Source organism: Diaphorobacter caeni, assembly GCF_015354245.1.
Lineage (GTDB): Bacteria > Pseudomonadota > Gammaproteobacteria > Burkholderiales > Burkholderiaceae_C > Diaphorobacter_A > Diaphorobacter_A caeni.
In genome coordinates, this window is record NZ_JADKYZ010000003.1 from 510226 (window position 1) to 536309 (window position 26084).

General features: G+C 63.3%; 27 protein-coding genes. 11 read left to right on the forward strand and 16 right to left on the reverse strand.

Going from position 1 to position 26084, the window contains the following annotated elements; genetic code table 11:
• Position 1: 1 nt before the first annotated feature.
• The 9 genes from ISG32_RS10060 to ISG32_RS10100 all read left to right on the forward strand — a co-directional run bounded on the left by ISG32_RS10060 (position 2) and on the right by ISG32_RS10100 (position 7057).
• Positions 2–811 (forward strand): helix-turn-helix transcriptional regulator, encoded by an 810-nt coding sequence (locus ISG32_RS10060; RefSeq protein ID WP_194770862.1) that lies wholly within the window; start codon positions 2–4, stop codon positions 809–811.
• Between the two features lie 126 nt (positions 812–937).
• The gene (locus tag ISG32_RS10065) at positions 938–1549 is read left to right on the forward strand and encodes a LysE family translocator (RefSeq protein WP_194770863.1); all 612 of its coding nucleotides are present in this window, start codon (positions 938–940) and stop codon (positions 1547–1549) included.
• A gap of 183 nt (positions 1550–1732) precedes the next feature.
• Positions 1733–2170 carry a hypothetical protein gene (locus ISG32_RS10070; protein WP_194770864.1) on the forward strand — a complete coding sequence of 146 codons (438 nt, stop codon included), beginning with the start codon at positions 1733–1735 and terminating at the stop codon, positions 2168–2170.
• Positions 2171–2260: 90 nt separating this feature from the next.
• Positions 2261–2665, forward strand: a complete 405-nt coding sequence (locus ISG32_RS10075) for a hypothetical protein (protein WP_194770865.1) — start codon at positions 2261–2263, stop codon at positions 2663–2665.
• Between the two features lie 2 nt (positions 2666–2667).
• Positions 2668–4101 carry a TolC family protein gene (locus ISG32_RS10080; protein ID WP_194771026.1) on the forward strand — a complete coding sequence of 478 codons (1434 nt, stop codon included), beginning with the start codon at positions 2668–2670 and terminating at the stop codon, positions 4099–4101.
• 1 nt (position 4102) lies between these two features.
• The gene (locus ISG32_RS10085) at positions 4103–5491 is read left to right on the forward strand and encodes a multicopper oxidase family protein (protein WP_194770866.1); all 1389 of its coding nucleotides are present in this window, start codon (positions 4103–4105) and stop codon (positions 5489–5491) included.
• 17 nt (positions 5492–5508) lie between these two features.
• Complete coding sequence (locus ISG32_RS10090; RefSeq protein ID WP_194770867.1) at positions 5509–5994, forward strand: cupredoxin domain-containing protein; 486 nt, start codon at positions 5509–5511, stop codon at positions 5992–5994.
• A 64-nt stretch (positions 5995–6058) separates the two neighbouring features.
• Positions 6059–6568 (forward strand): DUF411 domain-containing protein, encoded by a 510-nt coding sequence (locus tag ISG32_RS10095; RefSeq protein WP_407645042.1) that lies wholly within the window; start codon positions 6059–6061, stop codon positions 6566–6568.
• A gap of 66 nt (positions 6569–6634) precedes the next feature.
• A complete protein-coding gene (locus ISG32_RS10100) occupies positions 6635–7057 on the forward strand; it encodes a copper-binding protein (RefSeq protein ID WP_194770868.1) in 423 nt (140 codons plus the stop codon).
• A 110-nt stretch (positions 7058–7167) separates the two neighbouring features.
• Here ISG32_RS10100 and ISG32_RS10105 read toward each other — a convergent pair whose 3' ends face one another.
• Together ISG32_RS10105 and ISG32_RS10110 are read right to left on the reverse strand one after the other, a co-directional pair.
• The gene (locus tag ISG32_RS10105) at positions 7168–7491 is read right to left on the reverse strand and encodes an RnfH family protein (RefSeq protein ID WP_194770869.1); all 324 of its coding nucleotides are present in this window, start codon (positions 7489–7491) and stop codon (positions 7168–7170) included.
• Positions 7484–7924 carry a type II toxin-antitoxin system RatA family toxin gene (locus ISG32_RS10110; RefSeq protein WP_194770870.1) on the reverse strand — a complete coding sequence of 147 codons (441 nt, stop codon included), beginning with the start codon at positions 7922–7924 and terminating at the stop codon, positions 7484–7486. Before ISG32_RS10110 ends, ISG32_RS10105 begins: the two co-directional genes overlap by 8 nt.
• 362 nt (positions 7925–8286) lie before the next feature.
• On the opposite strand from ISG32_RS10110, the gene smpB reads away from it, so the two are divergent.
• Positions 8287–8763: an SsrA-binding protein SmpB gene (gene smpB / locus ISG32_RS10115; RefSeq protein WP_194770871.1), complete on the forward strand. Its 477-nt coding sequence runs from the start codon at positions 8287–8289 to the stop codon at positions 8761–8763.
• Positions 8764–8845: 82 nt separating this feature from the next.
• Here smpB and ISG32_RS10120 read toward each other — a convergent pair whose 3' ends face one another.
• The 11 genes from ISG32_RS10120 to ISG32_RS10170 all read right to left on the reverse strand — a co-directional run bounded on the left by ISG32_RS10120 (position 8846) and on the right by ISG32_RS10170 (position 21251).
• On the reverse strand, positions 8846–9937 hold the full coding sequence (locus ISG32_RS10120) for an enoyl-CoA hydratase/isomerase family protein (RefSeq protein ID WP_194770872.1): 1092 nt from the start codon (positions 9935–9937) through the stop codon (positions 8846–8848).
• Positions 9938–10246: 309 nt separating this feature from the next.
• Entirely contained in the window at positions 10247–11242 is a 996-nt protein-coding gene (locus tag ISG32_RS10125; protein ID WP_194770873.1) for a Bug family tripartite tricarboxylate transporter substrate binding protein, read from the reverse strand.
• Positions 11243–11296: 54 nt separating this feature from the next.
• Positions 11297–11734: a MaoC family dehydratase gene (locus tag ISG32_RS10130; protein ID WP_228529735.1), complete on the reverse strand. Its 438-nt coding sequence runs from the start codon at positions 11732–11734 to the stop codon at positions 11297–11299.
• Between the two features lie 81 nt (positions 11735–11815).
• On the reverse strand, positions 11816–13021 hold the full coding sequence (locus ISG32_RS10135; RefSeq protein ID WP_194770875.1) for a CaiB/BaiF CoA transferase family protein: 1206 nt from the start codon (positions 13019–13021) through the stop codon (positions 11816–11818).
• A gap of 161 nt (positions 13022–13182) precedes the next feature.
• Entirely contained in the window at positions 13183–14322 is a 1140-nt protein-coding gene (locus tag ISG32_RS10140; RefSeq protein WP_407645043.1) for an ABC transporter substrate-binding protein, read from the reverse strand.
• Between the two features lie 212 nt (positions 14323–14534).
• Positions 14535–15923, reverse strand: coding sequence for a M20 family metallopeptidase (locus ISG32_RS10145; protein ID WP_194770876.1), 1389 nt, complete (start codon positions 15921–15923; stop codon positions 14535–14537).
• Positions 15920–16909: an ABC transporter ATP-binding protein gene (locus ISG32_RS10150; protein WP_194770877.1), complete on the reverse strand. Its 990-nt coding sequence runs from the start codon at positions 16907–16909 to the stop codon at positions 15920–15922. Before ISG32_RS10150 ends, ISG32_RS10145 begins: the two co-directional genes overlap by 4 nt.
• Positions 16906–17913, reverse strand: a complete 1008-nt coding sequence (locus ISG32_RS10155; protein WP_194770878.1) for an ABC transporter ATP-binding protein — start codon at positions 17911–17913, stop codon at positions 16906–16908. Before ISG32_RS10155 ends, ISG32_RS10150 begins: the two co-directional genes overlap by 4 nt.
• Positions 17910–18824, reverse strand: a complete 915-nt coding sequence (locus ISG32_RS10160) for an ABC transporter permease (protein ID WP_194770879.1) — start codon at positions 18822–18824, stop codon at positions 17910–17912. The genes ISG32_RS10155 and ISG32_RS10160 overlap by 4 nt, the downstream gene beginning before the upstream one ends.
• Before the next feature lie 3 nt (positions 18825–18827).
• Complete coding sequence (locus ISG32_RS10165; protein ID WP_194770880.1) at positions 18828–19745, reverse strand: ABC transporter permease; 918 nt, start codon at positions 19743–19745, stop codon at positions 18828–18830.
• A gap of 30 nt (positions 19746–19775) precedes the next feature.
• Positions 19776–21251: an ABC transporter substrate-binding protein gene (locus ISG32_RS10170; protein WP_228529702.1), complete on the reverse strand. Its 1476-nt coding sequence runs from the start codon at positions 21249–21251 to the stop codon at positions 19776–19778.
• A 445-nt stretch (positions 21252–21696) separates the two neighbouring features.
• On the opposite strand from ISG32_RS10170, the gene ISG32_RS10175 reads away from it, so the two are divergent.
• Positions 21697–22764 carry a serine hydrolase domain-containing protein gene (locus ISG32_RS10175; protein ID WP_194770881.1) on the forward strand — a complete coding sequence of 356 codons (1068 nt, stop codon included), beginning with the start codon at positions 21697–21699 and terminating at the stop codon, positions 22762–22764.
• Positions 22765–22883: 119 nt separating this feature from the next.
• On the opposite strand, the gene typA is transcribed toward ISG32_RS10175, so the two are convergent.
• From typA to rbfA, 3 genes are read right to left on the reverse strand one after another with little or no spacing between them, the layout of a single operon-like run.
• Positions 22884–24707 carry a translational GTPase TypA gene (typA, locus tag ISG32_RS10180; protein ID WP_194770882.1) on the reverse strand — a complete coding sequence of 608 codons (1824 nt, stop codon included), beginning with the start codon at positions 24705–24707 and terminating at the stop codon, positions 22884–22886.
• Positions 24704–25702, reverse strand: a complete 999-nt coding sequence (gene truB, locus ISG32_RS10185; RefSeq protein WP_194770883.1) for a tRNA pseudouridine(55) synthase TruB — start codon at positions 25700–25702, stop codon at positions 24704–24706. Before truB ends, typA begins: the two co-directional genes overlap by 4 nt.
• A 2-nt stretch (positions 25703–25704) precedes the next feature.
• Positions 25705–26073, reverse strand: a complete 369-nt coding sequence (rbfA, locus tag ISG32_RS10190; protein ID WP_194770884.1) for a 30S ribosome-binding factor RbfA — start codon at positions 26071–26073, stop codon at positions 25705–25707.
• Positions 26074–26084: the final 11 nt, after the last annotated feature.

A 26084-nucleotide genomic window follows, 5' to 3' on the forward strand; every position in this document is an offset into this window, starting at 1 on the left:
GATGAAAAATGGCTCGTTCAACATAAGCCCCTGTGGCACGAAAGGCGTGACGGCAGTGACTGCCGACACGACGCATGCCTTCGGACGCCACATGCACGACCAATACGGGATCGGCGTCGTTCTTCGCGGAGCTCAGAAGTCCTTGAGCGGGCGCGGCATGGTTGAGGCACAAGCGGGCGACGTCATCACCGTCAACCCATGCGAGGTTCACGATGGCACGCCATTGGGAGACCAGGGGCGTGCTTGGCAGATGCTGTATTTCGACCCGCATGTACTGAGCGGCGGCATCTTCGAGATGACCGATGGACGGGCTTCCCATGCCGAGTTCTCCCAACCTGCGCGGCGCGACCCTGTCAGCGCACACCGGCTGCTTTCGCTGTTCCGTACCGAGACCACGCCGCGCGCAGCACTGAGCGAAATAGAGACGGATGAACAGCTCCTGCTGCTTCTCCAACCGCTGATGGAGCAAGTCGGCAAGACTCCTCCGCGGTCAACACCCCCGGGTATCGAGCGTGCCCGCACCCGGATTGACGACGCACCGGCATCACCCGTGACGCTTCATGAGCTCGCACACATGGCGGGAGTCAGTCAATTTCAGCTGATCCGTGGCTTTTCCAGCATGACGGGACTGACCCCACACGCCTACCTCGTCCAACGTCGATTGCAAATGGCACGGCGCCTGATCGCATCAGGCGCCACGCTCATCCATGCAGCGCACAGCGCTGGCTTTGCAGACCAAAGCCATCTGACGCGTCTTTTTGTGCGCTCATACGGCATCTCTCCAGGGCGATACGCCGCAGCAATGGGCTGAACTGCAATTTCATTCAAGACACCGGCGGTGCGGCTCGGGCACATTAAGCAGGAAAACCACAGCACCATCGGAGATACCCGCCATGCGCTCTTGCATCACGCCAATGCCACGCAACGAGGCAAGGCCATGACACTCGAATTTCTGCTCACGGCTCTCATCATCGTCGCCTCACCTGGCACGGGCGCCCTCTACACCGTGGCCAGCGGACTCTCGGGCGGCCTGCGCGCTAGCGTTGTTGCGGCCTTGGGGTGCACGCTAGGGATCATTCCCCACACGCTGGCAGCCATCAGCGGGCTGGCCGCATTGCTCCAGACCAGCGCTACCGCCTTTCAAATTCTCAAGTATCTGGGTGTTCTCTATCTGCTCTACATGGCTTGGAGCATGTATCGCGAGCAGGGCATGTTCACAGTGAGCGAGCAACCAACCGACAAAAATGCACGGCAGGTGATCGTCTCAGCGGTGCTCATCAATCTGTTCAACCCCAAATTGTCCATCTTCTTTCTCGCCTTTCTGCCCCAGTTCGTCCGCATTGACGAGGGTTCTCCGGTAAGGCAAATGGTGGAGTTGAGCCTCGCCTTCATGCTGATGACCTTCATTGTGTTTGCCATGTACGGCGCTTTTGCTGCGGCCGTACGGCGGCATGTTGTCTCGAGCGCCACGGTGCAGAAATGGATGCGGCGCGGCTTTTCCGCCGCATTTGCGGCGCTTGCAGCCAAGCTTGCAATGACAACGAGGTAGCGCTGCTCCCAGCGATTGCAGTGTGGGGCACACGGAACCAAGCGTTGAATCACGCGGTGATTTCGAGGTCATCGCACCATGTGAGCGATGGTATGGAAAAGGTGCAGAAAACTGCTTCGGCAGGTCGACGCCTATTCAAACCTGTTCAGGAACTTTCTCCCAAGCCGGGCTATCATTACCCCCATGCGCCGCATTTTCTCCACGGTTCTCGTTCTCATGCTGGTCCTTCGGGGCCTGCTGGGCGACGCCATGGCCATGGGAGTGATGCCGGTGGCGATGCACCATCAGCCCGAACCGGTGTCAGCTGCCCATGCGGATGAGCACCACGGCCTGCATGGCTTGGAAGCCGTGCAGCACCACGACATGGCAATGTCCATCGCATCGTCCGCAGTCTCGGCCGCTGCCGATCACTGCGTGGACGAGCCGCGCATGCAAAGCTGCGGCACGAGCAAGCACACCGGGGCTTCGTGCTCGGCTTGCGACATCTGCAATTCCTCGCTGCATGCGACGGCGGAGCTGGTGGTCTCCACCGGAGACGCGCCGCAATCCCCGCAGATCGAGCGCGCCACGCGCTTTGTGAGCGCGCAGTCTGCACAGGTGGCAAAACCACCCATCTTCTGAGCTTTCATACCCGAAGTGCGTCCGCCGTTTGCCCTTGCAGGCAAGACAAGGTGGTCGCTGAGTGTTTGAACCAGCCTTCAGGAGATCTCCATGCGCCCTGCGCATTCCTGCATTCATCTGGCGTTGATGCTGTCGGTGACGGTCGCGGTCGCGATCGGCTTCGCCCCCGCCACATCGGCCCACGCCCAAAACAACCATCCCACTTCCAACGCGCTGGACGCGAATGCGCCCACGCTGCCGCTCGAGCACCAGTCCCTGCAAGCCAGTGGTGACATCGTTCGCCAGCCGGGCAGCTGGAGCGCCGCCAACCAGGCCGTGGCCGAGTTTCCGAACGGGCACGCGGACGTTCTTCAATGGGAGGCGCAGCAACAGCAACAGCAGCAGCCGCAACCAGCGACAAAGCCCGTGCAGAAACCGATGCCCATGACGATGCCCATGCATCAACACCAGCATCATCAACAACATCAGCACCACCAGCACGGAGGCAAGCCATGACCATGCGACGTCTTTCCGTGCTGGCCGCCGCGCTGGTGCTCGCGGGTTGCGCGAGCGTGTCGCCCGATGGGCTGCGTGGCGATGTGCAGGAGCAGACGCAAAGCCGCCTGCCCAAGGATGCGCAACTGCCATCGGCCAAAGGCGATGCCAAGGCTGACGAGCAAAAGCGCATCAGCGAATGGCTGCTCAAGCCCGTCGATCAGGACACGGCCGTGCGCATCGCGCTTTTGAACAATCCTGATCTGCAGGTGCAGCTCGCCAGCCTTGCGGTCGAGGATGCGGAGCGCGCGCAGGCGCTGACGCTGTTCAATCCGACGCTCACGCTCGGCCGCTTTTCCAACGCGCACGAGATCGAGTACGAGCGCGAACTGGCGTTCGGTCTGGTCAACATCATCACCCTGCCTTGGCGTTCGCGCTGGCTCGGTTGGCAGATGGAGCGCTCCACGCTGCAGGCATCGCAGAGCGTGCTGACGCTGGCGGCCGACACGCGCCGCGCCTGGCTGCGCGCGGTAGCGGCGGAGCAGGCGCTGGCCGCCAACGAGACGATGAGCGACGCGGCCCAGCTCGGTGCCGAGCTGGCGCGGCGCATGGCGGCGGTCGGCAACTTCAACCGGCTGCAGCAGGCGCGCGAGCTGTCGATTGCGCAGGAATCCGCGGCGCAGCTGGCGCGTGCCCGCTTGAACGCCACGCTGGAGCGCGAACAGCTCGCGCGGCTGATGGGCGTGTGGGGCACGCAGACGGCGTTCGAGCTGCCCAAGCAGTTGCCCGCGATTCCAAAGACGGCCAACGAGCTGCGCGCGGGCGACGACGCGGAAGCCACCGCGCTGCGCGAGCGGCTCGATCTGCGCGCGCTGCGTCGCGATCTGGACGTGACGGCGGAACGCAGCGGCTGGTCGCGGGTCGGTGCGGTGTTTGGCGACATCGGCGCGAGCTACTCCCACAACCGTGCCAAGGACCGCGAGAGCGGCCATGTCGAGAAGACGCGCGGCTGGGAGCTGGAGCTTCCGCTGCCGATCTTCGACTGGGGCGGTTCGGCCTCCGCGAAAACGCGTGCCGAAGTGCAGCGCAGCGCCGCGCAACTGCAATCCGCCGCGCTTCGGGCACGCAGCGAATCGCGCACCAGCTGGTCGCGCTACCGTACGGCCTGGGATCTCGCGCATCAACAGCAGGCCGAGGTGCTGCCGCTCGCCAAGCTGGTGCAGGACGAGACCGTGCTGCGCTACAACGGCATGTTCGACAGCGTGTGGCAATTGCTCGCGCAGGCCCGCACCACCACGCAGGCGGTGGTCAACGCCACCAACGCGCAGCGCGACTTCTGGCTGGCCGAGACCGATCTGCAGCTCGCGCTGACCGGCACCTCGCCGGGCGGCATCGCGCCCCTCGCGAGCACCACATCCAACAACAACACCAACAACAACGAAAGCGGAGGCCACTGACATGCAACGCCGCACTTTCTTCGCAGGCGCCGCCACCGCAGTGGCCGCCGCATCCGTCAGCCGCGTCGCCATGGCCGCGCTGCCCGAACCCGCCAGCCAGTCGTCGGCCGAGACCGCCGCTCCGCTGGTGCCGCCCAACGGCAGGCCGTACCGCCCCGTGGTCACGCTCAACGGCTGGACCACGCCGTGGCGCATGAACCACGGTGTCAAAGAGTTCCATCTGGTGGCCGAGCCGGTGGTGCGCGAGGTCGCGCCCGGCTTCTCGGTCAACATGTGGGGCTACAACGGCCAGAGCCCCGGCCCGACCATCGAGGTGGTCGAGGGCGACCGGGTGCGCATCTTCGTGAGCAACCGCCTGCCCGAGCACACCACCATCCACTGGCACGGCCAGCGCCTGCCCAACGGCATGGACGGCGTGGGCGGGCTCACCCAGCCGCACATCGCTCCCGGCAAGACCTTTGTCTACGACTTCGTCGCGCGCCGTCCAGGCACCTTCATGTACCACCCGCACGCCGACGAAATGACCCAGATGGCGATGGGCATGATGGGCCTGTGGATCACCCACCCGAAGGCCGCCCATCCGCTGATCGCCAACGTGGACCGCGACTACGCGTGGCTGCTCTCGGCCTTTGACGTGGAGCCCGGCGCGATGACGCCGCGCGTCAACGAGATGACGGACTTCAACATCTGGACCTTCAACAGCCGCGTGTTTCCCGCCATCAGCCCGCTGGTCGCGAAACAGGGCGACCGCGTGCGCATGCGCGTGGGCAACCTCACGATGACGAACCATCCGATCCACATCCACGGTCATGAATTCGAAGTGACCGGCACCGACGGCGGCCCCGTGCCCAGAACAGCGCGCTGGCCCGAGGTGACCACCGACGTGGCCGTGGGCCAGATGCGGCAGATGGAGTTCATCGCCGACGAGCCGGGCGACTGGGCGATGCACTGCCACAAGAGCCACCACACCATGGGCGCGATGGGCCACGACGTGCCGACGATGATCGGCGTGGACCATCGCGGACTGGTCTCGAAGATCCAGAAGATCGCGCCCGACTACATGGTGATGGGCGAACGCGGCATGGCCGACATGGGCGCGATGGAAATGCCCCTGCCCGACAACACCTTCCCGATGATGACCGGCACCGGCCCGTTCGGCCCGCTGGAGATGGGCGGCATGTTCACCACGCTCAAGGTGCGCGCGCAGCTGGGTGCGAACGACTACAGCGATCCCGGCTGGTTCAAGCATCCGCAGGGCACGGTCGCGCAGGAATGGACGGGCGCACCGCTCGACTCCAGCGCGCCGCGCCAGACGGCGCCGGGCAAGGCGCCGAGCGCGCCGTCCGTGCGCAAGCCGGGCGCAGACAGCGGCCACGGCTCACATCATTGAACCGAGGGGTGCACACCATGAACCGATTTTCGTTTTTCACGGCCGCAGCGCTCCTGACGCTGTCCTCCGCCGCGTTCTCGCACGGCAATGAAAGCCATGCATCCAGCGCGCCAGCCACCAAAGAGCAGAAGGACTGGGGCATCGCCGGAGACGCCTACAAGGCCCGGCGCACCATCACCTTGCGCATGACCGACGACATGCGCTTCACGCCGGATCACTTCAGCGTCAAGCGCGGCGAGACCGTGCGCCTGCGCGTCGAGAACAAGGGCGTCGTCATGCACGAGGTGGTGCTCGGCACCGCGGAGTCGCTCAAGGAGCATGCGGATCTGATGCTCAAGTTTCCCGAGATGGAGCACGCCGAGCCCTACATGGCCCATGTCGCTCCAGCCAAGCGCGAAGACCTCGTCTGGCAGTTCAACCGCGCGGGCACCTTCGATTTCGCCTGTCTCATCGCAGGCCATTTTCAGGCGGGCATGCGCGGCACTTTCACGGTGACGCAGTGATGCCAGAGCGCCTTCCACACACCCCATTTCACGATTCACGATTCACGCTTCAAGGAGCCCAACCATGTCGAACACAGCAACCCATCTCCCATCCGACCTCCCACGCCGCCGCCTCATGACCGGCATCGCCGCCAGCCTAGCGCTGGCCGCCGTACCGGCGCTCGCCAGCAAGCCCGAAAAAATCGCGGTCGAGGTCTGGAAAGACCCCAACTGCGGCTGCTGCGTCGACTGGATCAAGCACATGGAAGACAACGGCTTCACCGTCACCGTGCACGACAGCGGCAACACGACCGCGCGCGCCAAGCTCGGCCTGCCCACACGGCTGGGGTCGTGCCACACGGCGCTCGTTGGAAACTACCTGCTCGAAGGCCATGTGCCCGCGTCCGACGTGCACAAGCTGCTCAAGCAAAAGCCCAAGGCGCTCGGCCTCACCGTGCCCGGAATGCCCGTGGGCAGCCCCGGCATGGACGGCCCGGACTACGGTGGCCGCAAGGACCCGTACGACGTGCTGCTTGTCACCCGCAACCTCATGAACAGCGACGTCTCCACGAGCGTGTTCACGAGCTATCGCTGATCGCTTTTTGTCAGTCCATTTTTTGAAAACCACACAACAAGGAAACGGCCCTCGGCCCGAAACCTCATGAAGCACACCACTCCACGCTCCATCGCCACCGCCACCGCCACCGCCACCACAGTCGCCTCGCTCCTGATGTCCGCCCTGTTCGCGGTCAGCGCACAGGCACAGGCACAGGCCCCCGCCGCCACGGACCATGCGGGCCACGACATGAGCCACGCGTCAGAACCTGCCGCTGCCGCGCCAACGGCCGACAGCGCCCAGGTGATGACCGACGGCGAGGTGTTGCGCGTCAATCTTGCCGCCGGCAAGGTCAGCATCCGCCACGCCGCCATCGCCAACCTGAACATGCCCGCAATGAGCATGGTGTTCACGCCCAAGAATCCGACCGACCTCACCAAGCTCAAGGAAGGCGACAAGGTACGCTTTCACGTCGAACGCGAAAACGGCGCGATGCTGATCACGCAGATCGAAGTTGTGACGCCATAACTCCACCCGGCTCGGCCGCCGAATCGCAGGCCGCGTCTGCAAGACCGTGTGGAGATCGTCAACACGCTCTCCGGCCGAGCCTCAGGATCACTTCCAATCGAAAAAACGGTTCAGTAACCCGACTTCGCGCCCGCCCTGCGCTTGGAGAACAGCCCCGCTCCGCGGCTGCCCTGGCTGGCGAAGCGCTCGCGGCGCGCCACCTTGGGATCGACCTTGAGCGCGCGGCACCACTCCACGCGGTCCTGATCGTGCAGGCGGCGTTGCGCCGCTGCGGCTTTGCCCCAGATGCTGGCCGCATAGGCCGCATCGGCGGCGTTCAGACCGCAGGCCTTGAGGGCGTCCTGCACGGTCGCGCCCGGCGTCAACTGGAGCGCCCATTCCTGCGTCTGACCGGCCTTGGCCGAAGTGACGACGGTGACCCGCAGCTCAGCCATAGACCTTCTCGGCACGCGCGATGAAGGCGTCCACCATCGAACCCGCGATCTTGTCGAACACCGGGCCGACGATCGCGGCCAGCGCCATGCTGTCAAAACCGTAGGTCAGCTGCAGCTCCACCTTGCAGGCGCGCTGCGAGCCATCGCCCACAGGGTGAAAATACCAGTCGCCCTCGAGCTTGGAAAACGGCCCCTTCACGAGCCGCATGCCGACGCGGCGGTTGAGCTCGTGCGTGTTGCGGGTGATGAAGGACTTGCGAAATCCGCCCAGCGACATGCCGACCTCGGCGGTCATGCCCTGCTCGTCGACCTCCAGCACCTTCGCGGAGTCGCACCACGGCAGGAACTCCGGGTACTTGGCCACATCGGTGACGAGATTGAACATTTCCTCTGGGCTGTACCAGATCAGAACGGATTTGCTGACTGTTTTCATGAAAATTTCACGGGTCTGCTGGCTCAGAGCGTGTTTGCGATCTCAATGCGAGGCTTGCCGGATGCGGATCGGGAAGAACTGCAGGGCGCAAACCGCAGCAACAGCTCGTGCCATTGCGAGGATTTGCAACGCGGCAGACCACCCGAGGCCGCGCCTGCAAGACCGCGCGGAGATCGTCAACACGCTCCAAGGAGCTGGCAGGAAATCAGTTCATCGCACCGGGTGCCGGGGGCTTTCGGCGCAACGAACTAAAATCGAAGAATTGCGAGACGACAACCCGTTATTGTAGAGAGAGCTTATTCCCTCAGGGTGATAGCCGGAAGGGACATTGAAACCTCCCGGGTGCGCCGCATCTATTGAACATGGCAACCAAAAAACCAGAAACATCGTCACGCATTGCCGACAACAAGAAGGCGAGCTTCAACTATTTCTTCGAGGAACGCTACGAGGCGGGCATGGTCCTGCACGGCTGGGAAGTGAAGGCGCTGCGCGAAGGCAAGGCCCAACTGACTGACGGCTACGTGGTCATCAAGGAAGGCGAGCTCTATCTGATCGGCTGCCAGATCAACCCGCTTCGCACTGCCTCCACCCATGTGAATCCCGACGCCGCGCGCATCAAGAAGCTGCTCCTGCACAAGGAAGAGATCAAGCGCCTGATCGGCAAGGTCGAGCAAAAGGGCTACACGCTCGTGCCCATCAACCTGCACTGGAAGAACGGCATCGCCAAGTGCGACATCGCGCTCGCCAAGGGCAAGGCCGAGCATGACAAACGCGACGTGATCAAGGACCGCGAAGGCAAGCGCGAGGTCGAGCGCGCAATGAAGAGCCGCCACCGCTGAGCGCGGCCGTCCGCACGGCGCCGACGCCAACAAAAACAGCTCCCGACGGGAGCTGTTTTGCTTTGCGGATCAATCCTTGCGCTTATGCCAGAGCGGCGAGCGGATGCGAATGGGCGGGCCAGGGGCTCTTGAAGAAGGCCTCGACCACGTCACGCTTCACGTCTTCCACACGCTCGGGGTTCCATTTCGGCGCGTGGTCCTTGTCCACCGCCAGCGCGCGGATGCCTTCGATGGTTTCACTCTGACCGGGGCGCAGGAAGAAGCAGTGGCGCACCATGTCGCGCTCCATGCGCAGGTCCTCGGCCAGCGTCATGTCGCGCGCGCGGCGGATCTGCTCGAGCACCACTTCCAGCATCAGCGGCGAGCGCTTGCGCAGCGCCGCGGCGGTCTTCTGGCACCACTCGTCGCCATCTTTCTCGAGCGCCTGGACGATCTCCACCGCCGTCGGCAGCGCGAAGTACTTGTCGATGTGCGCGCGATTGCCGATGCCGCCCTCGCCCGCCGCCACATACTGTGACTCGACCCACTTCTGCACGGCCGCGCCGTTCGCGAACTTTTCCGCGCCGAGCTGCTCCCATACGCCAGCCTGCTTGTCGGCCGGCATGAAGCCGTCGGCCAGCTTGTAGGCGATGGCGTCGGCGCCGTTGATGGTGTCACCGGTCAGCGCCAGCCACTCGCCCACGCGGCCGGGGCAGCGCGAGAGGAAATAGCCGCCGCCCACGTCGGGAAACAGACCGATGATGGTCTCGGGCATGGCCATCTTGGTGCGCTCGGTCACGATGCGTGCCGAACCGCCCTGGCTGATGCCCATGCCGCCGCCCATCACGATGCCGTCCATGAACGCGATGTAGGGCTTACCCAGCGTGTGGATCAGATGGTTGAGCGCATATTCCTCGGTGAAGAAATCCTCGAGCTCGGGGTTGCCGGTGCTGCCCGCCTTGTGCAGAAAGCGGATGTCGCCCCCCGCGCAGAACGCGCCGAACGCGCCCTCCTTGCCATTGCCGCGAATCGCGACGGCCAGCACCTTCTCATCCTTCTGCCAGGCCAGCAGAGTGGCCAGCAGATCGCGCACCATGCCGAGCGACAGCGCGTTCAGCGCCTTGGCGCGATTGAGAGTGATGAAGCCCACCTGGCCACGTACTTGGGCCAGTACTTCCGCCGTCATCTCCGTCATTGTTGTTGTCCTTCCTTGCGAACCAATGGTTGTCGATAAAGATTGCTGAACGACCGATCATAAAAGCAAGGCGCAACGGCGGTCTTCCAACCCACGGATCAAAAACCGCCAGCCGCGTTGCCGGGAATGACAAAGGCCCCGCCCGTCGCTCCATCCAGTCGGCTCCAAGAATAACGCAAGCGGGCTTGGAACGTCATTTTTCGACACGATGTTCCAATATTTGGCACACAGTCGGCTCCAAGAATAACGCAAGCGGGCTTGGAACGTCATTTGTCGACACGATGTTCCAATATTTGGCACAGCAACGAATCAATCCAGCGAAACGCCCGTGCTCTTGACTACCGAATCCCAGCGGGCGATTTCCTTCTTGATGTAGGCGCCGTACTCGGCAGGCGTCGAGCCCAGCGGCTCGGTGCTCTGGATCGCCAGTTTCTTGAGCACCTCGGGGTCCTTGAGCGCCTTGTTGAACGCCGCGTTGAGCCTGTCGACGATCTCCTTGGGAGTTTTGGCCGGGACCATCACGCCCTGCCAGGCGCCCGACTCATAGCCCGGCATGCCGCTCTCGGCCAGCGTGGGGGCCTGCGGGAAATTGGCAAGCCGCTTGGGCGTGGAGACCGCAAGCAGCTTGAGCTTGCCGTCCTTGATGAAGGCGGACACGGAGTTGATGGTGTCGGTGAGGAAGTCGATCTGCCCAGCGACCAGATCCACGTCGGCCGGTGCGCTGCCCTTGTAGGGCACGTGCGTGGCCTCGATGCCGAAGTGCTGCACCACCTGAAAAGCCGCCAGATGGGTGACGTTGCCGTTGCCCGCCGAACCGTAGGAGAGCTTGCCCTTCTGCGCCTTGGCGTGCTGCACGAACTCCGCCACCGTGTTGACCGGCATCTTGGGATTGACCACCAGCGCGAGCGGCACGACCGCCGTCAGCGCGACGGGCGCGAGCTCGGTGTTCACGTTGTAGCTGAGCTTCTTGTAGAGCGCCGGGCTCAGCGCGATCGACGAGGTGTTGTAGAGCACCGTGTGGCCGTCGGCCGCGGCCTTGGCGACGAACGCGTTGCCGATGTTGCCGTTGGCACCGGGCTTGTTGTCCACGATGACGGACTGACCGAGCTGCTCGCCCACGCTCTGCGCGAGCACGCGCGCGACCATGTCGGTCGGGCCTCCCGGCGGGAAGGGAACGACCAGCGTGATCGGTTTGGTGGGCCAGGCGTCGGCGGCCTGCGCCGCGAGAGGTGCCGCACAGATCGCGAGGCCGAGCGCGCTCCATTGGATCAGGTGCCGGCGTCGTGTGGTCGTTGCATGGGTCATGGTTTCTGTCTCCGTTCGTTCGTGGTGGAAATCAAGATGCCTGTTTGCGCGGTGTCAGCGGCCTGCCAGCAGTCGCACGGCGGTGTATTCCATGACGACCTCCTGACGCTGGTTGTAGACGGTGATTCGTGAGGTGACGACGGCGCGGTTGTGCTTGCTGGTCGGGCGGATGTCGGTGACCTCCACCAGCGCCTGGATCGTGTCGCCCACCATCACGGGGCCGAGGATTTTCTGGTGCAGCTCGAGCATCGCGAGGCCCGTTCCCTGAATCATCGATTGCAGGATGAAGCCTTCGATCAGCGTGTAGGTGAGCGCGCCCGGCACGGGCCTGCCCTTGATCGCGCCGCCGTCGAATTCCGCATCGATGAAGATGGCCTCCAGCATGCCCGTCACGTTGATGAAGTTGACGAGATCGGTTTCGGTGATCGTGCGGCGGAAGGTGCGCCATTGCTGGCCGACGGCGATGTCCTGCCAGTACGCACCCTGCCCCATGCGGACAATGGTGTTCAGGTGGTCGGCACTCGGCAGCGTGCTTTGCTGCAGCGCGCTGGGTGGCTTGCTTGTCGCCATGGTTCAGTTCTCCTTGTCGTGATGGTCATGAAGCGCGGCGATCGCCGCATCGCCGAGGCCGGCTTGTTTCAGCAGTTCAGCGGTGTGCTCACCCAGTCGCGGCGGCATGCCGATGGGGGCCTGCTGGCCGTCCATGCGCACCGAAGATCGCGGAAAGCGGACCTCGCCCATGGCCTCGTCCTGCAGCGACACAAAAAAGTCCGTGGCCCGCAGATGCGGATCGCTCTGCAAGTCCTCAAGTCTCGCCACTGCGGCGGCGGGAATCTCGAGCCGCTCGCAGACCTCCAGCCAATGCGCGGTGTTCCGCTGCTTGACGAAGCTGCCGAGCAGGTCAAGCAGCGTGTCGATATGGCGCGTGCGCGCCGCCTGGTTCGCAAAACGCTCGTCGCTTGCCATGGCGGGCTGGCCCACGGCCTCGAAGAAGCGCTGCCAGTGCTGGTTGGTGTACGGCATCATGCAGACGTAGCCGTCAAGCGTTCTGTAGGGTCTGCGCGATGCGGCCATCACGCGGGGATAGCCGGGCGGGCTCAGCGGCGGCGTGAAATGCTGACCGTAGAAATGCTCGACGAGGTTGAAGCCGACCATGGTCTCGTACATCGGCACCTCGACAAAACAGCCCTCGCCCGTGCGCTCGCGCTGGAACAGGGCCGCAAGAATCGCGTGCGCACCGACCAGCCCGCAGGTCTTGTCGGCGGCAATCGTGGGCAGGTAGCGCGCCTCGCCGATCTGTCGGTCCATCAGATCGGCCAGGCCGCTCATGCCCTGGATCACGTCGTCATATGCAGGCATCCCCGCATACGGCCCGTCCTCGCCAAAGCCGTGCAGCCCCACGTAGATGAGCCTCGGGTAGCGTGCGCGCAGCGTGTCCCTGTCGAGCCCGAGCTTCGCGAGCTTCTGCGGCCGCATGCTGTGCATGAACACGTCCGCCGTGGCGAGCAGCGCCTGCAGCGCCTCCTGCGCGCTGGGCCGTTTGAGGTCGAGCACCACGCTCTTCTTGCTGCGGTTGCTTCCAAGAAACATGGCGGCCATGCCCTTTTCGAGGGCCGGGCCGGTGTTGCGGGTCGAATCGCCCGCGGGCGGCTCGATCTTGATGACCTCAGCCCCGTAGTCCGCCAGCACCTGGCTGCTCATCGGGCCGAAGATCACGCTCGAAAGATCGAGCACCCGCACGCCCGCCAATGGGCCCTGGTACGGTGAATGGGTCTGCATCTGCGCTGTCTCCTGATCTGGTCGTGCCAGTTGTCAGCGCATTGTTCGATACCCTTCCCGTCAGTGTCCAATTCTAAAAATCGTCATTCCGATACTGTTTTGATATCGGATGAGCACCGTCGCCAAGGCATGGACAGAAAGTGACAGGAAAGTGTCTCCGGCTACCTCAGAAACTGACCTTTGGCGTCGATGATCGACATGTCCACGTAGTTCAGCCCGGTGCGATCGCCCGGCCCATAGCCCACTTCCAGACCGCCAAGGTCAAAGTGGCTCATGCCAGACAACGCGGCCACCACCTTCTCGCGCGTCGGTTTGGGGCCGGCGCGGCGCAGGCCCTCGACCAGCACCTTCGCCGAGGCGAACCCCTCCATCACCGACGGCGACAGCGTCACGCCGCCATCGGCCTTGGCCAGCGCGGCAGCCTCGCGGTTGATCGCGAGGCCCATGGCGCGCTCGCTCGGAAACACCTGCGTCACGATCACGCCCCGCACCGCATCGCCAAGCTGCTTGGCAAAGCCCGACGAGGCGTTGTTCGACACGGTGACCACGTGCATCGCCGAGCCCGCCTTGCGCAGCGCCTTCACCCCGTCGCTGACGGCCACGCTCGAGCCGATCCAGATGACCGCCTGAGCCTTGGCCTTGATGAGTTCAGGGACGATCGTCGCGTAGTCCGGCTTGCTGCGGTCTGCCTTGATGACCGCCACGGGTTCGAGCTTCGTGTCCTTGAAACCCTTCATCGCGCCTGCGAGACAGTCCTCGCCGAAGCTGTCGTCCACGTGCACCATGGCGATGCGGCTCAGACTCTGGGAGTGCAGATGTTCCACCGCGCGTTCGGTTTCGGCCTGATAGCTCGAGCGCACATTGAACACCAGCGGATTCACCGGCTGGTGAAAGACCATCGCGCCTGTCGAAGGAGCCACCAGCGCGATGCCGTTCTTGGCCAGCAGCGGCAGGATGGCCTGCGTGTGGGGCGTGGCCCGGCTCATGAACAGCGCGACCACGTTGTCCTGCTCAATCAGCCGCTTGGCGTTTTCGGCCGCCAGCGGAGGCTCGAACTTGTCGTCCAGCGTGATCAGCTTGATCTTCTCGCCGTTCACGCCGCCCTTGGCGTTGATGCTGTTCAGATACAGATTCACGCCGACCAGCGTCTCGCCCACACTGGCTGCCACCGGCCCGGTCACCGCCGTCGTCTGCCCGACCAGAATATCGGCACGGGCCACCGCCGCACCGCCTGCCATTCCCAGCGCCACCACCACAGGCCCCAGGCCACGCGTCCACATCCGTGACCGAACTCTCTGCATCTTGTCTCCTTGTCTGAGTGCATTGGCGCAATGAATCTGCGCATCAATGGCGAAGCATATACTCACATTTGGAGACCAATCGACAGGGTTTACTAGGGAATTTTTACAACGCCATGTAACAATTTGAATACCTTCGGCCCACAGCAAATCTCCCGCACCGGGCGTCGCGCTGACAGGGTGAAGGGACGGATCGGCACCATCGACTTCCGGCTTCAGTTGGCCGGGGTTCCACCCGCCCCGAGATCCCAGTACAGGCCCGCCATGATCTGCAGGCCCTCGCGCAGCAGCTCGGGTGGCAGGTGCTCGTTGGGCGCATGCTGCGAGCATCCGGGATAGGAGTGCGGCACCCAGACGGTGCGCAGGCCCAGCACGTCGGTGAAGATGTCGTTGGGCAGCGATCCCCCAAGGTTGGGCAGGATGGCAGGCTTCTTGCCACTGGTCTGGCTGATCGAGGACGCCGCCCATTGCACCCAGGGGTCTTCGGGATCGATGCGGGTTGCCGAGAAGAGCGCCTCGCGCGTCGGCACGATCTTCACCATCGAAAAGCCCTGCCGATCCAGATGGCGACGAAGCGCGGGCAGGATCTGCTGTGGATCGATGCCCACCACGAATCGCAGCTGACAGCGCGCCCATGCCCGCGGCGGAATGGCGTTGACGGGCGTGTCGGGATTGCCCGTCTTGTAGGCCAGAACTTCGAACGAGCACCAGCCGAAAACACGCTCTGCGGGCGACAGTCCCGGCTCGCCCCATTCCGGTTCGATCTGAGGCCCATCATCGCCCCCGTCGACCTCGCAATCGCTGAGCGCATTGCGCACCGACTCGGGCAGTTGCTCAGGAACCCATTCCGGAATCCGGATCTGCCCCGAAGGGGACACGATGCTGGCGATCGCATGCGAGAGCTGAATGCCGGGATTGGAGATCAGCCCTCCCCAGTTGCCCGAGTGATGACCGCCCGCACGCGCCTCGATCATCAGATCAAAGTTCAGGCTGCCGCGCGAGCCAAGAAACAAGGTCGGCCGCTCGGCTCGCAAGCGGGGGCCGTCGGAGGCGATCAGCAGATCCGCCGAAAAGCGCGCGGCGTTCTCGGTGCACAGCTCGCGCAGTCCGCCCGAGCCCGTCTCCTCCCCCATCTCGATCAGGTACTTGGCGTTGAAACCAAGGCGCCCTCGGGTCTTCAGCACCGCCTGCATCGCCGCCATGTTGACGCTGTGCTGGCCCTTGTTGTCCGCGATGCCTCGCCCGTACCAGCGGCCTTCCTGCTCGCTGAGCGTCCATGGCGCGAGGCCGGACTTCCACTCCTTGTCGAGTCCGCGGATGACGTCGCCATGTCCGTAGCCGAACACCGTCGGCAGACTTTCATCTTCGATGCGTTGCGCAAACAGAAACGGCGCCAGCGCCTTGGAGTGCGTCAGCAGCTCGCACTCAAAGCCCATGGCCTCGAAGGCGGGCCGCATCTCCTGCTCCAGATAGGCCTTGAGTTCGGTCGCCCGGTCGCTGTTCTGGCTCTCGGTGGGAATGGCGACGCGTCGTGCCAGTGTGCTGCGGAAGCCCCCATCGTCAAAATGCTGCGCGGCCTGCGCAATGGCGCTGTCTCTGCTCATGATGAAAGCCTCTCCTCGGATGTTGTCGAACGATGCAGGTGGCAGGCAACCTCTCCCGGCGATCCGGCGCAATCGACCTGCAGCTCGGGTCGCCTTTGGTCGCAGATTTCCAGTCGCTGCGAGCAGCGTGGGTGAAACGTGCAGCCATTCGGTGGATGCAAAGGATCCGGAAACGACAGACCCAGGCCCATGTCCGGAATGCCGAGCCCCGTCTCCGGCGTCAGCACGGAAGCGAGCAGCGCTTGCGTGTAGGGGTGACGCGGCTGCTGGAACAGCGTCTGCGTGGGTGCATATTCCACGACCCTGCCGAGATACATCACGGCGACATGCGTCGCGATGTGCTGCACCACGGCCAGGTTGTGGCTGATGAACACGTAGGTCAAGCCGAACTCTTCCCGAAGATCCATGAGCAGGTTGAGTATCTGCGCCTGCACGGAGACATCCAGCGCCGACGTCGGTTCATCGCAGACAACGATCTCGGGCTTCATCACCAGCGCGCGGGCAATGGCGACACGCTGGCGCTGCCCGCCCGAGAGCTGTCCCGGTGTGCTGTCCGCATGACGCGCCGGCAAGCCCACCTTGGCCAGCATGTCGATGGCCTTTGCGCGGCGCTCGGCTTTGGTTCCGATGCCATGGACATCGAGCGGGAAAGCGACGATGGACGCGATGGTCTTGCGCGGATTCAGCGACGAATAAGGGTCCTGAAACACCGGTTGAACCCGGCGTGCCAGCTCCTTGCGACTCAGCGTGCCGATGTCCTGTCCGGCCATGCTGATGTGGCCACTCGTGGGAGGCGTCAGCCCGAGCAGCATGCGCGCCAGCGTCGACTTGCCGCAGCCCGACTCGCCCACGATGCCAAGTACGTCACCACGCTGCAGCTGCAGCGACACGCCGTTGACGGCATGCAGCGTCTGCTTGGGCTTCATCAGTCCCGCATGCACCGAGAAGGAGCGGTTCAGTTCACTGGCCTGAATCAATGCACTCATGCGGCGACTCCTTCGGACAGCACGCAACTCCAGCCATGCTGAAGCGATCCGCGTTCGGGGATGCTCTGCGCACAGGCGTCCGAGCGATGGGCACAGCGGTCGCGAAACGCGCAGCCCGTGATGTCGCCGATCAACGACGGCACCACTCCCGGAATGGTGCCCAGCCGTTCGCCCGACACGGTACGCCCCGGCAGCGGTATGCAATTCATCAGCCCTTGCGAGTACGGGTGCTGCGGCGACGCGAAAATCTGCTCGACACCGCCGCTCTCTATCACCTGCCCCGCGTACATCACGCCCACACGGTCGGCAATGCGCGCGACAACGCCCAGATCGTGCGTGATGAGCACCATGGCCAGTCCCAGTTCCTTTTGCAGATCGGCCAGCAGCCGCAGAATCTGCGCCTGGATGGTCACATCGAGCGCGGTGCTCGGCTCGTCGGCGATGAGCAGTTCGGGCTGGCACATCAGCGCGATGGCGATCATCACGCGCTGACGCAGCCCCCCCGAGAGCTGATGCGGATACTGTCCGAGGCGCTGGCGCGCGGACGCGATGCCCACCATCTCCAGCAGCTCCACCGCGCGGGCCGTCGCCTGCTGCTGCGTGGCACCGCGATGATGCCGATAGTGTTCAACGAGCTGCTCGCCGATGGTGTAGGCGGGATTCAGCGCGGTCATCGGCTCCTGGAAAATCATCGCCATGCGGTTGCCACGCAATCCATTGAGCTGCTTCGCGCTGACGTGCATGAGATCTTCCCCGGCCAGCGCCAGCCGCTGCGCGCTGCGGCGGGCCACCTTGGGCAACAGGCCCATGATGGCAAGCGAGGTCATGGACTTTCCGCAGCCGGACTCGCCGACGAGACACAGCGTCTCTCCACGCTGGACCTGAAACGACACGTCGCGCACCGCGTGCAGCGGCCCCTTGGGCGTCTGGATGTGGACGTTCAGATTCCGAACGTCAAGCACCGGCTCCTGCCCGACACCACGGGTCTGGTTCACATCGCTCATGCCCCGGCCCTTTCACTTGGCGTCAGCCATTCGTGCAGGCCATCGCCCGCCAGGTTGATGGCGAAGATGAGCAGTGCCAGCGCCGTACCCGGAATGGCGATGAGCCAGAACGAGAAGAACATGTATGACTTGGCCTCTGAAATCATCAACCCCCACGAGGGCAGCGGAGGCTGCACGCCCAGCCCCAGAAAAGACAGCGACGCCTCGAGAAGAATGGCGCTCGCGGCCTCGAGCGTGGCGATCACGATGAGCTGCGGAACGACGTTCGGAAGCAGCTCGCTCAGAATGATCCGCGACGTGGAGGCTCCTGCGGATTGGGCCGCGGCGATGTACTCCTGCGAACGGACCTGTTGCGTCGCGCTGCGCATGACCACCGCGAAGCGGTCCCATTTGAGCAGCCCCAGCACGATGATGATGACCCACAGCGAACCGCCGAGCAGCGCCACGGTGGCCAGTGCGACAAGAATGACCGGCATGGCCAGCCGCGTGGTGACCAGAAAGGACACGAGCATGTCGGTCTTGCCGCCGAAGTAGCCTGCGAGCAGGCCCATGGTGGTGCCGATCAGCCCCGAGATCACCGCGACGCTGGCCCCTATCAGCAGCGAAATGCGCGCACCGTAGATCAGGCGCGAGAGGTAGTCGCGGCCCAGCTGGTCGGTGCCCAGTGGGTTCTGCCAGGAGCCTCCCGCATACCAGACGGGTGGCACCGTGCGCCGGTTCAAATCCTGCAGATACGGATCGTGTGGCGCGATCAGCGGAGCGAGCAGCGCCAGCGCAAGAATCAGCAAAAGCATGCCTCCACCGATCGCCAGAGCCTTGTTGCGCCACAGACGTCGAAGAGGATGAGCGGCCGCCCTGGCCGGTCGCATGTCGGGAGCATTGGATGCAGCGGAAGAAACCATGGTGTTCATTGTTCAGGCGACTCGTATGCGAGGATCCAGCCAAGCGTTCGCGATGTCCGATGCCAGCGTCAGCAGCACATAGATTCCCGACAGCATCAGCACGATCACCTGCATCACCGGAAAGTCCTTGAAGGTGATGCTCTGATAGGCCAGATAACCCAAGCCATTGAGCGCGAAAATGGTTTCGATGACCACCGAGCCCCCCAGCAGAAAACCCAGTTGCACGGCCGCGAGCGCGACCACCGGCACGATGGCGTTGCGAAGCGCGTGCTTGAAGATCACCTTGCCTGCGGGCAGACCTTTGGCACGCGCGGTACGGATGTAGTCCGCGCCAAGCACCTCGATCATCCCCGCGCGGATCAGCCGCATGAACGCAGGCGCCACGTAGTAGCCCAACGCGATGGCGGGCATCACGAAATGCTGCCAGTCGTCGCTGCCCGAGACAGGCAGCAGGCCGAGCGAAATGGAGAACAGCATGATCAGCAGCAGCGCGAAGAAGAAGTTGGGCAACGCCTGTCCAAGCACCGCCAGCGCAAGGCAGATCCGGTCGATCCAGCTGTTCTTGTAGACGGCCGCAAGCACGCCGAGCGGAACCGAAATCAGCAGCGCCACCCCCAGCGCACAAAAACCCAGGATCAATGTGGCGCCGAGCTTGTCGAACACCAGCGGGCCCACCGCCGTCTTGAAATACACCGAGGTGCCGAAGTCTCCGTGCAGGAGCTTCCACACCCAGTCGGCATACTGGACAAGCAGCGGCCGATCAAGTCCGTAGGCCTTGCGCACGGCCTCGATGTCGGCTTCCCGCGCACCCTCCCCGGCCATGGCGATCGCCGGGTCGCCGGAGAGATGCAGCAGAAAGAACGCCAGAACCGAAACCGTGAGCGCGACCAACAGCGCCAGTCCGACGCGCTTGCAGATGTACCCGAACATGTCACGTCCTCTTCGTGCGCTTCGTACGCTTCACTTCCAGCCCATTTCCCAGAAACGGACCAGCTCGTCGGGATAGGTCTTGAAGCTCACATCCTTGCCTGCCACGTAGTACACGGGCAAGGACCACAGCGGTATCGCGTAGGCCTTGTCGGCGATGATGTTCAGCGCCTGCTTGTAGTGCTCCTTGCGCGCCGCCGTGTCGACGGTGTGATCGCCCTTGTCGAGAAGCGCCTTCACTTCGGCATCGCGCGTGATGTCATCGCTGCCGAAGCCGAAGTAGACGGGAGTCGAGGCCGACACGTCGTTGACCAGATTCGAAGCCCATGTCTGGTGCGTGAGCGATGCCTTGTTGGCGCGGATCATCTCGCGCATCGCGGCGTATTGCATGAAATTCAGCTTGGGCTTGATGCCCACGGCCTGCAGGTAGTTCATGATCGCTTCGGTCTGCTGCCGCTCGCGGTAGGCCACGATGTCGATGTCGAAGCCGTTCGGGAAGCCTGCTTCGGCCAACAGCTTCTTGGACAATGCCGGGTCATATTTGAAAACCGTCGCGCCCTCGTCCGTGCAGCCGGTCTGGGATGGCGTGCAGATGGTGTTCAGCAGCACCGAGCCCTGCCCCACGATGTTCTTGATGATGGCCTGCCGGTCGATCGCGTGCGCGATCGCCTTGCGCACCCGCACGTCCTTGAGCTGAGGCGCAGGCGTTCCGTCCTGGATGTTCATCTGCATGAACACGATGCGCATGGTGTTGCCGCTCTGCACCTGCACCGAAGGCATGGCCTTGAGCTTTTCCGCCTGATCCTGCGGCACATGCATGATGAAATCCACGCCGCCCGAGATGACTTCCGCGACCTGCGTCTGCCGGTCAGGAATGAAGCGGATCAGCACTTTGCCGATTTTGGGCTGCGTCTTGGGTGAGTCCTTGAAGTAGTCGGCGTTCTTCTCCAGAAGAATGGATTTTCCCGGCACGTATTCCACCACCTTGTACGGCCCGGTTCCGACCGGCTTGGCGTTCATGCCGCTCGGTCCCACCTCCTTGTAGTACTTCGCGGGATGCATGACGGCCGTGGTCGAGAGGTACTCCTTCGCGCCGGGGAAGGTGGTCTTGCTGACGATGCGCACCTTGTACTTGTCGAGCTTCTCCACGCGCTCGATCCAATTCACGTTCTGCTGCGTCACCGCCTTGTTCTTGGGATCGGCGACGAAGGTCAACGTGTAGACAACCGAGTCCGCATCGAACTCCTCGCCGTTGTGAAACTTCACGCCCTGCCGCAGTTCGAACTCGAGCGTCCGGTCATCCACCTGCTTCCAGCTCTTGGCGAGCTGGCCCTTGTACTCGTTCGTCATGGGGTCACGAAACAGAAGCGTGTCCCACACGTTGGCAGTGATGATCACGCCGATGCGCACGTTGTTGTAGTACGGATCGACGCTCTCTGGCGCCTGGTCGTAGGCCATCTTCAACGTGTCACTCTTCTTGTCGGCGAGCGCCGCCGTGCTCGCCAGCATCCCCGCTGCGCAAAGGCCTGCGGCAAGGGCGTTGAACCATTTGCGCCTTCCGGCGCCCATCGAATGCATCACAGGACCAGACATCGACATCCCCTTCCAAGTGCGTTTCAAACCGTTGTCGCCGGACTCGCTGCAACGTGACTGGCGGCGATCCAATCACCCCATTCACGTTGTCGAAATCACGTTTTGCATTCAATGCTAGAGGCGCGCATCCATATTGACAGTAGGTAAATACCCCTCATGCAGATCATTGGGAAACCGCCGTATCCCATAGATCGGAATTCACTTCAAAGTCTTTCCACGCACCATTTGAATCGGCATGGATTTGCATTTTGAATGCAATAATGAAAACTCGAAGCATTGAAAGCGAATGGTGATTCGGCGAAAAACCAGACGCAACTTGCTTCCGAAATCGTTGACATGACCCCCACGAAAGAGAGCGCTCATGAAAGACAAATCCCTCGACAGGGCCGTGCAGTTCGCGTTGGATCACGAAAGTCCCTGGGACCGTGAAGTCACCGGCAACTGGGGCGTGCATCCGCAGGACCCTCCACCCTGGAATCGCTTGCGCGGTCCGGTTCATGACCGCGGCCCGGTGTCGGGCACCGTGCTGGTGAACGGCGAAAAGTGGCGCTCGTGGGGTGAGCCCACGCGCGCGGATCTGACGTTCAGCGTCGCCAAGACCTACCTGGCGCTGCTCGCCGGCGTCGCCTTCGATCAGGGATTGATTCGTGACGTCGACGAGCCCATTTCCAGCCGCCTGCCGGGCATCGGTTTCGACACGCCGCACAACAAGCAGGTGACCTGGGCCCAGATGCTGCAGCAGACCAGCGAATGGACGGGCGACTACTTCGGCCTCATCGATCAGGCCGACCACTACCGTGCCGTCACCTTCGGAACACCGCCCAATGGACGCAAGGGCGATCCGCGACCGCTGCAGACTCCGGGCACCTACTGGGAATACAACGATGTGCGCATCAACCAGCTGTCGCTCGCGCTGATGCATCTGTTCGGCCGATCGCTGCGCGACGTGTTCGACGAATTCATCATGCGTCCGCTCGGCGCGAGCAGCGACTGGAACTGGGTGGGCTACGATGACGCGTGGGTCGAATTGAATGGCCAGCGCGTGCAGGCGGTTCCGGGTGGCACCCACTGGGGTGGAGGCATGTCGATCAGCAGCGAGGACCAGGCGCTGATCGGTCAGATGCTGCTCAACGAAGGCGAGCTGCACGGCAAACGGGTGCTGTCCGCCGAATGGATCCGCCGCATGCAGCAACCCTGCGCATTGGCGCCCTACTACGGCTATCTCATCTGGCTCAACCACGAGCGCAAGGTGTTCCCGTCCGTGCCCGAGACAAGCTACTTCGCCATCGGCGCAGGCAGTTCATTCACCTGGATCGAGCCCGAGCGCAAGCTGGTGGTCATCGTGCGCTGGCTCAACTCCGCGCATGCTGACGGGTTCTTTGCGGAAGTGCTGAAGGCCGTTGACGCGGAACTGGCGCTGAAGGCTTAAGAACGTACTTACGATCTCCACACGGTCCAAGCCCCTGAAGCAGGACACAAAAAAAGCGCAGACTCTCGCGAGCTGCGCTTTTTGCGTTGAGGCCGCATTCATGGCGGCCACGCAACCGATCACTCGCGCGAAGCGCGCTTGCGGTCGTGTTCCTTCAGATGACGCTTGCGCAGACGCACCGACTTCGGCGTGATTTCTGCCAGCTCGTCGTCTTCGATGAATTCCACGCCGTATTCGAGCGTGAGGTCGATCGGAGGCGTGATCTTGATCGCGTCTTCCTTGCCGGACACGCGGAAGTTCGTGAGCTGCTTGGTACGCGTGGCGTTCACCACCAGATCGTTGTCGCGGTTGTGGATGCCGACGATCATGCCTTCGTACACGGGATCACCGGCCTTCACGAACATGCGGCCGCGGTCGTCCAGCTTGCCCAGGGCGTAGGTGAAGATTTCGCCGTCGTCCATGGAGATCAGCACGCCGTTCTTGCGACCGCCGATGTCGCCCTTGTGCGGCTCGTAGCTGTCGAAGATGTTGGAGATCAGACCGGAACCACGTGTCAGGTTCAGGAACTCGTTGGTGAAGCCGATCAGGCCACGTGCAGGAATACGGTATTCCAGACGGACGCGACCGCGGCCATCGGGTTCCATGTTGACCAGTTCGCCCTTGCGCTCGCCGAGGGCCTGCATCACGCCGCCCTGATGAGTTTCTTCCAGATCGGCGGTCACCAGCTCGATCGGCTCACACTTTTCACCGTCGATGTCGCGGAACACCACGCGTGGCTTGGAGACAGCCAGCTCGTAGCCTTCGCGGCGCATTTCTTCGAGCAGAATGGTCAGGTGCAGTTCACCGCGACCAGCCACTTCGAAGATGCCGTCTTCGTCGGTTTCCTTCACGCGCAGAGCCACGTTGGAGCGCAGTTCCTTCTGCAGGCGGTCCCAGATCTGACGGCTGGTGACGAACTTGCCTTCACGGCCTGCCAGTGGCGAGGTGTTCACGCAGAAGTTCATGATCAGCGTTGGCTCGTCGATCTTGAGCATCGGCAGCGGCTGGGGGTTCGCAGGATCGGTCAGCGTTTCGCCGATGCCGATGTTTTCGATGCCGTTGACCAGCACGATGTCGCTCGGGCCGGCTTCCGACACCTTCACGCGCTCGAGGCCCTGGAACTTCAGGATTTCGTTCACGCGGCCCTTGTAGCTCGCGCCATCAGGACCGGCCATGACCAGAACGTCCTGGCCGGGCTTGAGCGTGCCGGCGTTGATGCGGCCCACGCCGATACGGCCCACGAACGTGGAGTAGTCCAGCGCCGAGACTTGCATCTGCAGGGGAGCCGTGGCATCGCCCTTCACCGAAGGCACGTGCTTCAGGATGGTGTCGAACAGGGCCGACATGTCGGGACCCCACTGCTCGCCGGGTGCGCCCTCTTCCAGCGCAGTCCAGCCATTGATGCCGGAGGCATACACGACGGGGAAGTCGAGCTGCTCGTCGGTCGCGCCGAGCTTGTCGAACAGGTCGAAAGCGGCGTTCACCACGTAGTCGGGACGCGCACCGGGCTTGTCCACCTTGTTCACCACGACGATGGGCTTCAGACCCAGCGCCAGCGCCTTCTTGGTCACGAAGCGCGTCTGGGGCATGGGGCCTTCCTGCGCGTCGATCAGCAGCACCACGCCGTCGACCATCGACAGAGCACGTTCCACTTCACCGCCGAAGTCCGCGTGACCGGGAGTGTCGAGAATGTTGATGTGCGTGTCGTTCCAGCTCACGGCGCAGTTCTTGGCCAGAATGGTGATGCCGCGCTCGCGTTCGATGGCGTTGTTGTCCATCACGGTGTCGACGACTTTTTCGTGCTCGGCGAAGGTGCCGGACTGGCGCAGCAGTTGGTCAACCATGGTGGTCTTGCCATGGTCAACGTGGGCGATGATCGCAATGTTGCGGATTTGTGTGCTCATAGCGTTGTTTCCAAAATGCCGTGCGTTTCGCGCGGCGAAGAAGTTCTTTCCAGAATCTGTTGAATTTCAAGCGGGCTCAGCAGGCGGTCTGGCACCAGCTCTCCCCGAGTGACATGCCCTACCCCAAGCAAGGCGTGCGGACTGTCACCAAATACCGCCACCGCTTCCGAATCCGGCCATGTGCCGCGTCGGCGCATGCCCGATAGAAATCGTCCCGCATTGTCACTGTCGAGCGTGACAATCGCGTGCTGCGCAAGCAGCGTCTCCACCGGATGCACATGCGCGAGGCGCTCGTCTTCCGGCATTGCCTCCAGCGCCGCCAGCGTCACGCAGCGGTCCACGCTGATGCCGCCGGTGTCGATGCGCCGGAGAAATGTGATATGTGCGCCGCAACCCAGCGCATTGCCGATGTCTTCACCCAGTGTGCGGATGTAAGTACCCTTGCTGCACTGAACGACGAGGCGCAGCGCGGGCTTGCCGTCTTCCGTTTGAATGGGGTCGATGCCGAGGGCGAGGATCGTGACGTCCCGCGCGGGGCGTTCGATCTCGATGCCGGCGCGCGCGTATTCATACAGCGCCTTGCCGTCCTTCTTCAATGCGCTGTGCATGGGAGGGACCTGGCGGATCGGGCCGGTGAACTGCTGACGAACGGCGTCGAGGCGCTCGGCGGTGAGCATCTCGGGCGTCACTTCGCGCTCGGCGACCACGTCGCCTTCCGCGTCGGCGGTGGTGGTGGTCACGCCCAGCAGAGCGATCGCTTCATACGTCTTGGGCGCTTCAAGCTGAAGCTGGCTGAATTTGGTGGCCGCACCGAAGCACAGCGGCAGAACGCCGCTGGCGAGTGGATCCAATGTGCCTGTGTGTCCCGCTTTCTCGGCGCGCAGTAACCACTTGACCTTTTGAAGGACGTCGTTGCTGGACCAACCCAGCGGCTTATCGAGCAGCAACACCCCATGCACAGGGCGCCGCTGCACCCGTGTGCGTGGCGCGTTCATGCTCAGTCTTCCTTGGCGCGCGAAGAAACGGCCTTGGCGATCAAGGCGTTCATGTCGGCCGCGCGTTCTGTCGTGCGGTCGAAATGGAAGTGCAGCGTGGGCACGGTATGGATGTGCAGGCGCTTGAACAGCCCGTTGCGCAGGAAACCTGCGGACTGGTTCAGCGCCTCTCCGGTTGCTTCCGCATCGCCCACGAGCACGCTGAAGAACACCTTCGCGTGCGCGTAGTCGGGCGTCACTTCGACGCCCTGCAATGTCACCATGCCGATGCGCGGGTCCTTCAGCTCGCGGATCAGTTCAGACAGGTCGCGCTGAATCTGATCCGCTACTTTGAAGCCGCGGTTGGGCGTGGTCGATTTCTTGGCTGCCATGCTCGTGCTGA

What these genes read in the sequence shown, in the direction of transcription:
- rbfA (WP_194770884.1), bottom strand. Translation starts at nt 26,073, where the DNA reads ATGGCAGCCAAGAAATCGACCACGCCCAACCGCGGCTTCAAAGTAGCG.
- typA (WP_194770882.1), bottom strand. Translation starts at nt 24,707, where the DNA reads ATGAGCACACAAATCCGCAACATTGCGATCATCGCCCACGTTGACCAT.
- ISG32_RS10075 (WP_194770865.1), top strand. Translation starts at nt 2,261, where the DNA reads ATGCGCCCTGCGCATTCCTGCATTCATCTGGCGTTGATGCTGTCGGTG.
- ISG32_RS10060 (WP_194770862.1), top strand. Translation starts at nt 2, where the DNA reads ATGAAAAATGGCTCGTTCAACATAAGCCCCTGTGGCACGAAAGGCGTG.
- ISG32_RS10135 (WP_194770875.1), bottom strand. Translation starts at nt 13,021, where the DNA reads ATGCAGACCCATTCACCGTACCAGGGCCCATTGGCGGGCGTGCGGGTG.
- ISG32_RS10165 (WP_194770880.1), bottom strand. Translation starts at nt 19,745, where the DNA reads ATGTTCGGGTACATCTGCAAGCGCGTCGGACTGGCGCTGTTGGTCGCG.
- ISG32_RS10070 (WP_194770864.1), top strand. Translation starts at nt 1,733, where the DNA reads ATGCGCCGCATTTTCTCCACGGTTCTCGTTCTCATGCTGGTCCTTCGG.
- ISG32_RS10150 (WP_194770877.1), bottom strand. Translation starts at nt 16,909, where the DNA reads ATGAGTGCATTGATTCAGGCCAGTGAACTGAACCGCTCCTTCTCGGTG.
- ISG32_RS10090 (WP_194770867.1), top strand. Translation starts at nt 5,509, where the DNA reads ATGAACCGATTTTCGTTTTTCACGGCCGCAGCGCTCCTGACGCTGTCC.
- ISG32_RS10110 (WP_194770870.1), bottom strand. Translation starts at nt 7,924, where the DNA reads ATGAAAACAGTCAGCAAATCCGTTCTGATCTGGTACAGCCCAGAGGAA.
- ISG32_RS10120 (WP_194770872.1), bottom strand. Translation starts at nt 9,937, where the DNA reads ATGACGGAGATGACGGCGGAAGTACTGGCCCAAGTACGTGGCCAGGTG.
- ISG32_RS10155 (WP_194770878.1), bottom strand. Translation starts at nt 17,913, where the DNA reads ATGAGCGATGTGAACCAGACCCGTGGTGTCGGGCAGGAGCCGGTGCTT.
- truB (WP_194770883.1), bottom strand. Translation starts at nt 25,702, where the DNA reads ATGAACGCGCCACGCACACGGGTGCAGCGGCGCCCTGTGCATGGGGTG.
- smpB (WP_194770871.1), top strand. Translation starts at nt 8,287, where the DNA reads ATGGCAACCAAAAAACCAGAAACATCGTCACGCATTGCCGACAACAAG.
- ISG32_RS10095 (WP_407645042.1), top strand. Translation starts at nt 6,059, where the DNA reads ATGTCGAACACAGCAACCCATCTCCCATCCGACCTCCCACGCCGCCGC.
- ISG32_RS10130 (WP_228529735.1), bottom strand. Translation starts at nt 11,734, where the DNA reads ATGGGGCAGGGTGCGTACTGGCAGGACATCGCCGTCGGCCAGCAATGG.
- ISG32_RS10100 (WP_194770868.1), top strand. Translation starts at nt 6,635, where the DNA reads ATGAAGCACACCACTCCACGCTCCATCGCCACCGCCACCGCCACCGCC.
- ISG32_RS10170 (WP_228529702.1), bottom strand. Translation starts at nt 21,251, where the DNA reads ATGCTGGCGAGCACGGCGGCGCTCGCCGACAAGAAGAGTGACACGTTG.
- ISG32_RS10080 (WP_194771026.1), top strand. Translation starts at nt 2,668, where the DNA reads ATGCGACGTCTTTCCGTGCTGGCCGCCGCGCTGGTGCTCGCGGGTTGC.
- ISG32_RS10145 (WP_194770876.1), bottom strand. Translation starts at nt 15,923, where the DNA reads ATGAGCAGAGACAGCGCCATTGCGCAGGCCGCGCAGCATTTTGACGAT.
- ISG32_RS10085 (WP_194770866.1), top strand. Translation starts at nt 4,103, where the DNA reads ATGCAACGCCGCACTTTCTTCGCAGGCGCCGCCACCGCAGTGGCCGCC.
- ISG32_RS10140 (WP_407645043.1), bottom strand. Translation starts at nt 14,322, where the DNA reads ATGCAGAGAGTTCGGTCACGGATGTGGACGCGTGGCCTGGGGCCTGTG.
- ISG32_RS10065 (WP_194770863.1), top strand. Translation starts at nt 938, where the DNA reads ATGACACTCGAATTTCTGCTCACGGCTCTCATCATCGTCGCCTCACCT.
- ISG32_RS10105 (WP_194770869.1), bottom strand. Translation starts at nt 7,491, where the DNA reads ATGGCTGAGCTGCGGGTCACCGTCGTCACTTCGGCCAAGGCCGGTCAG.
- ISG32_RS10175 (WP_194770881.1), top strand. Translation starts at nt 21,697, where the DNA reads ATGAAAGACAAATCCCTCGACAGGGCCGTGCAGTTCGCGTTGGATCAC.
- ISG32_RS10160 (WP_194770879.1), bottom strand. Translation starts at nt 18,824, where the DNA reads ATGAACACCATGGTTTCTTCCGCTGCATCCAATGCTCCCGACATGCGA.
- ISG32_RS10125 (WP_194770873.1), bottom strand. Translation starts at nt 11,242, where the DNA reads ATGACCCATGCAACGACCACACGACGCCGGCACCTGATCCAATGGAGC.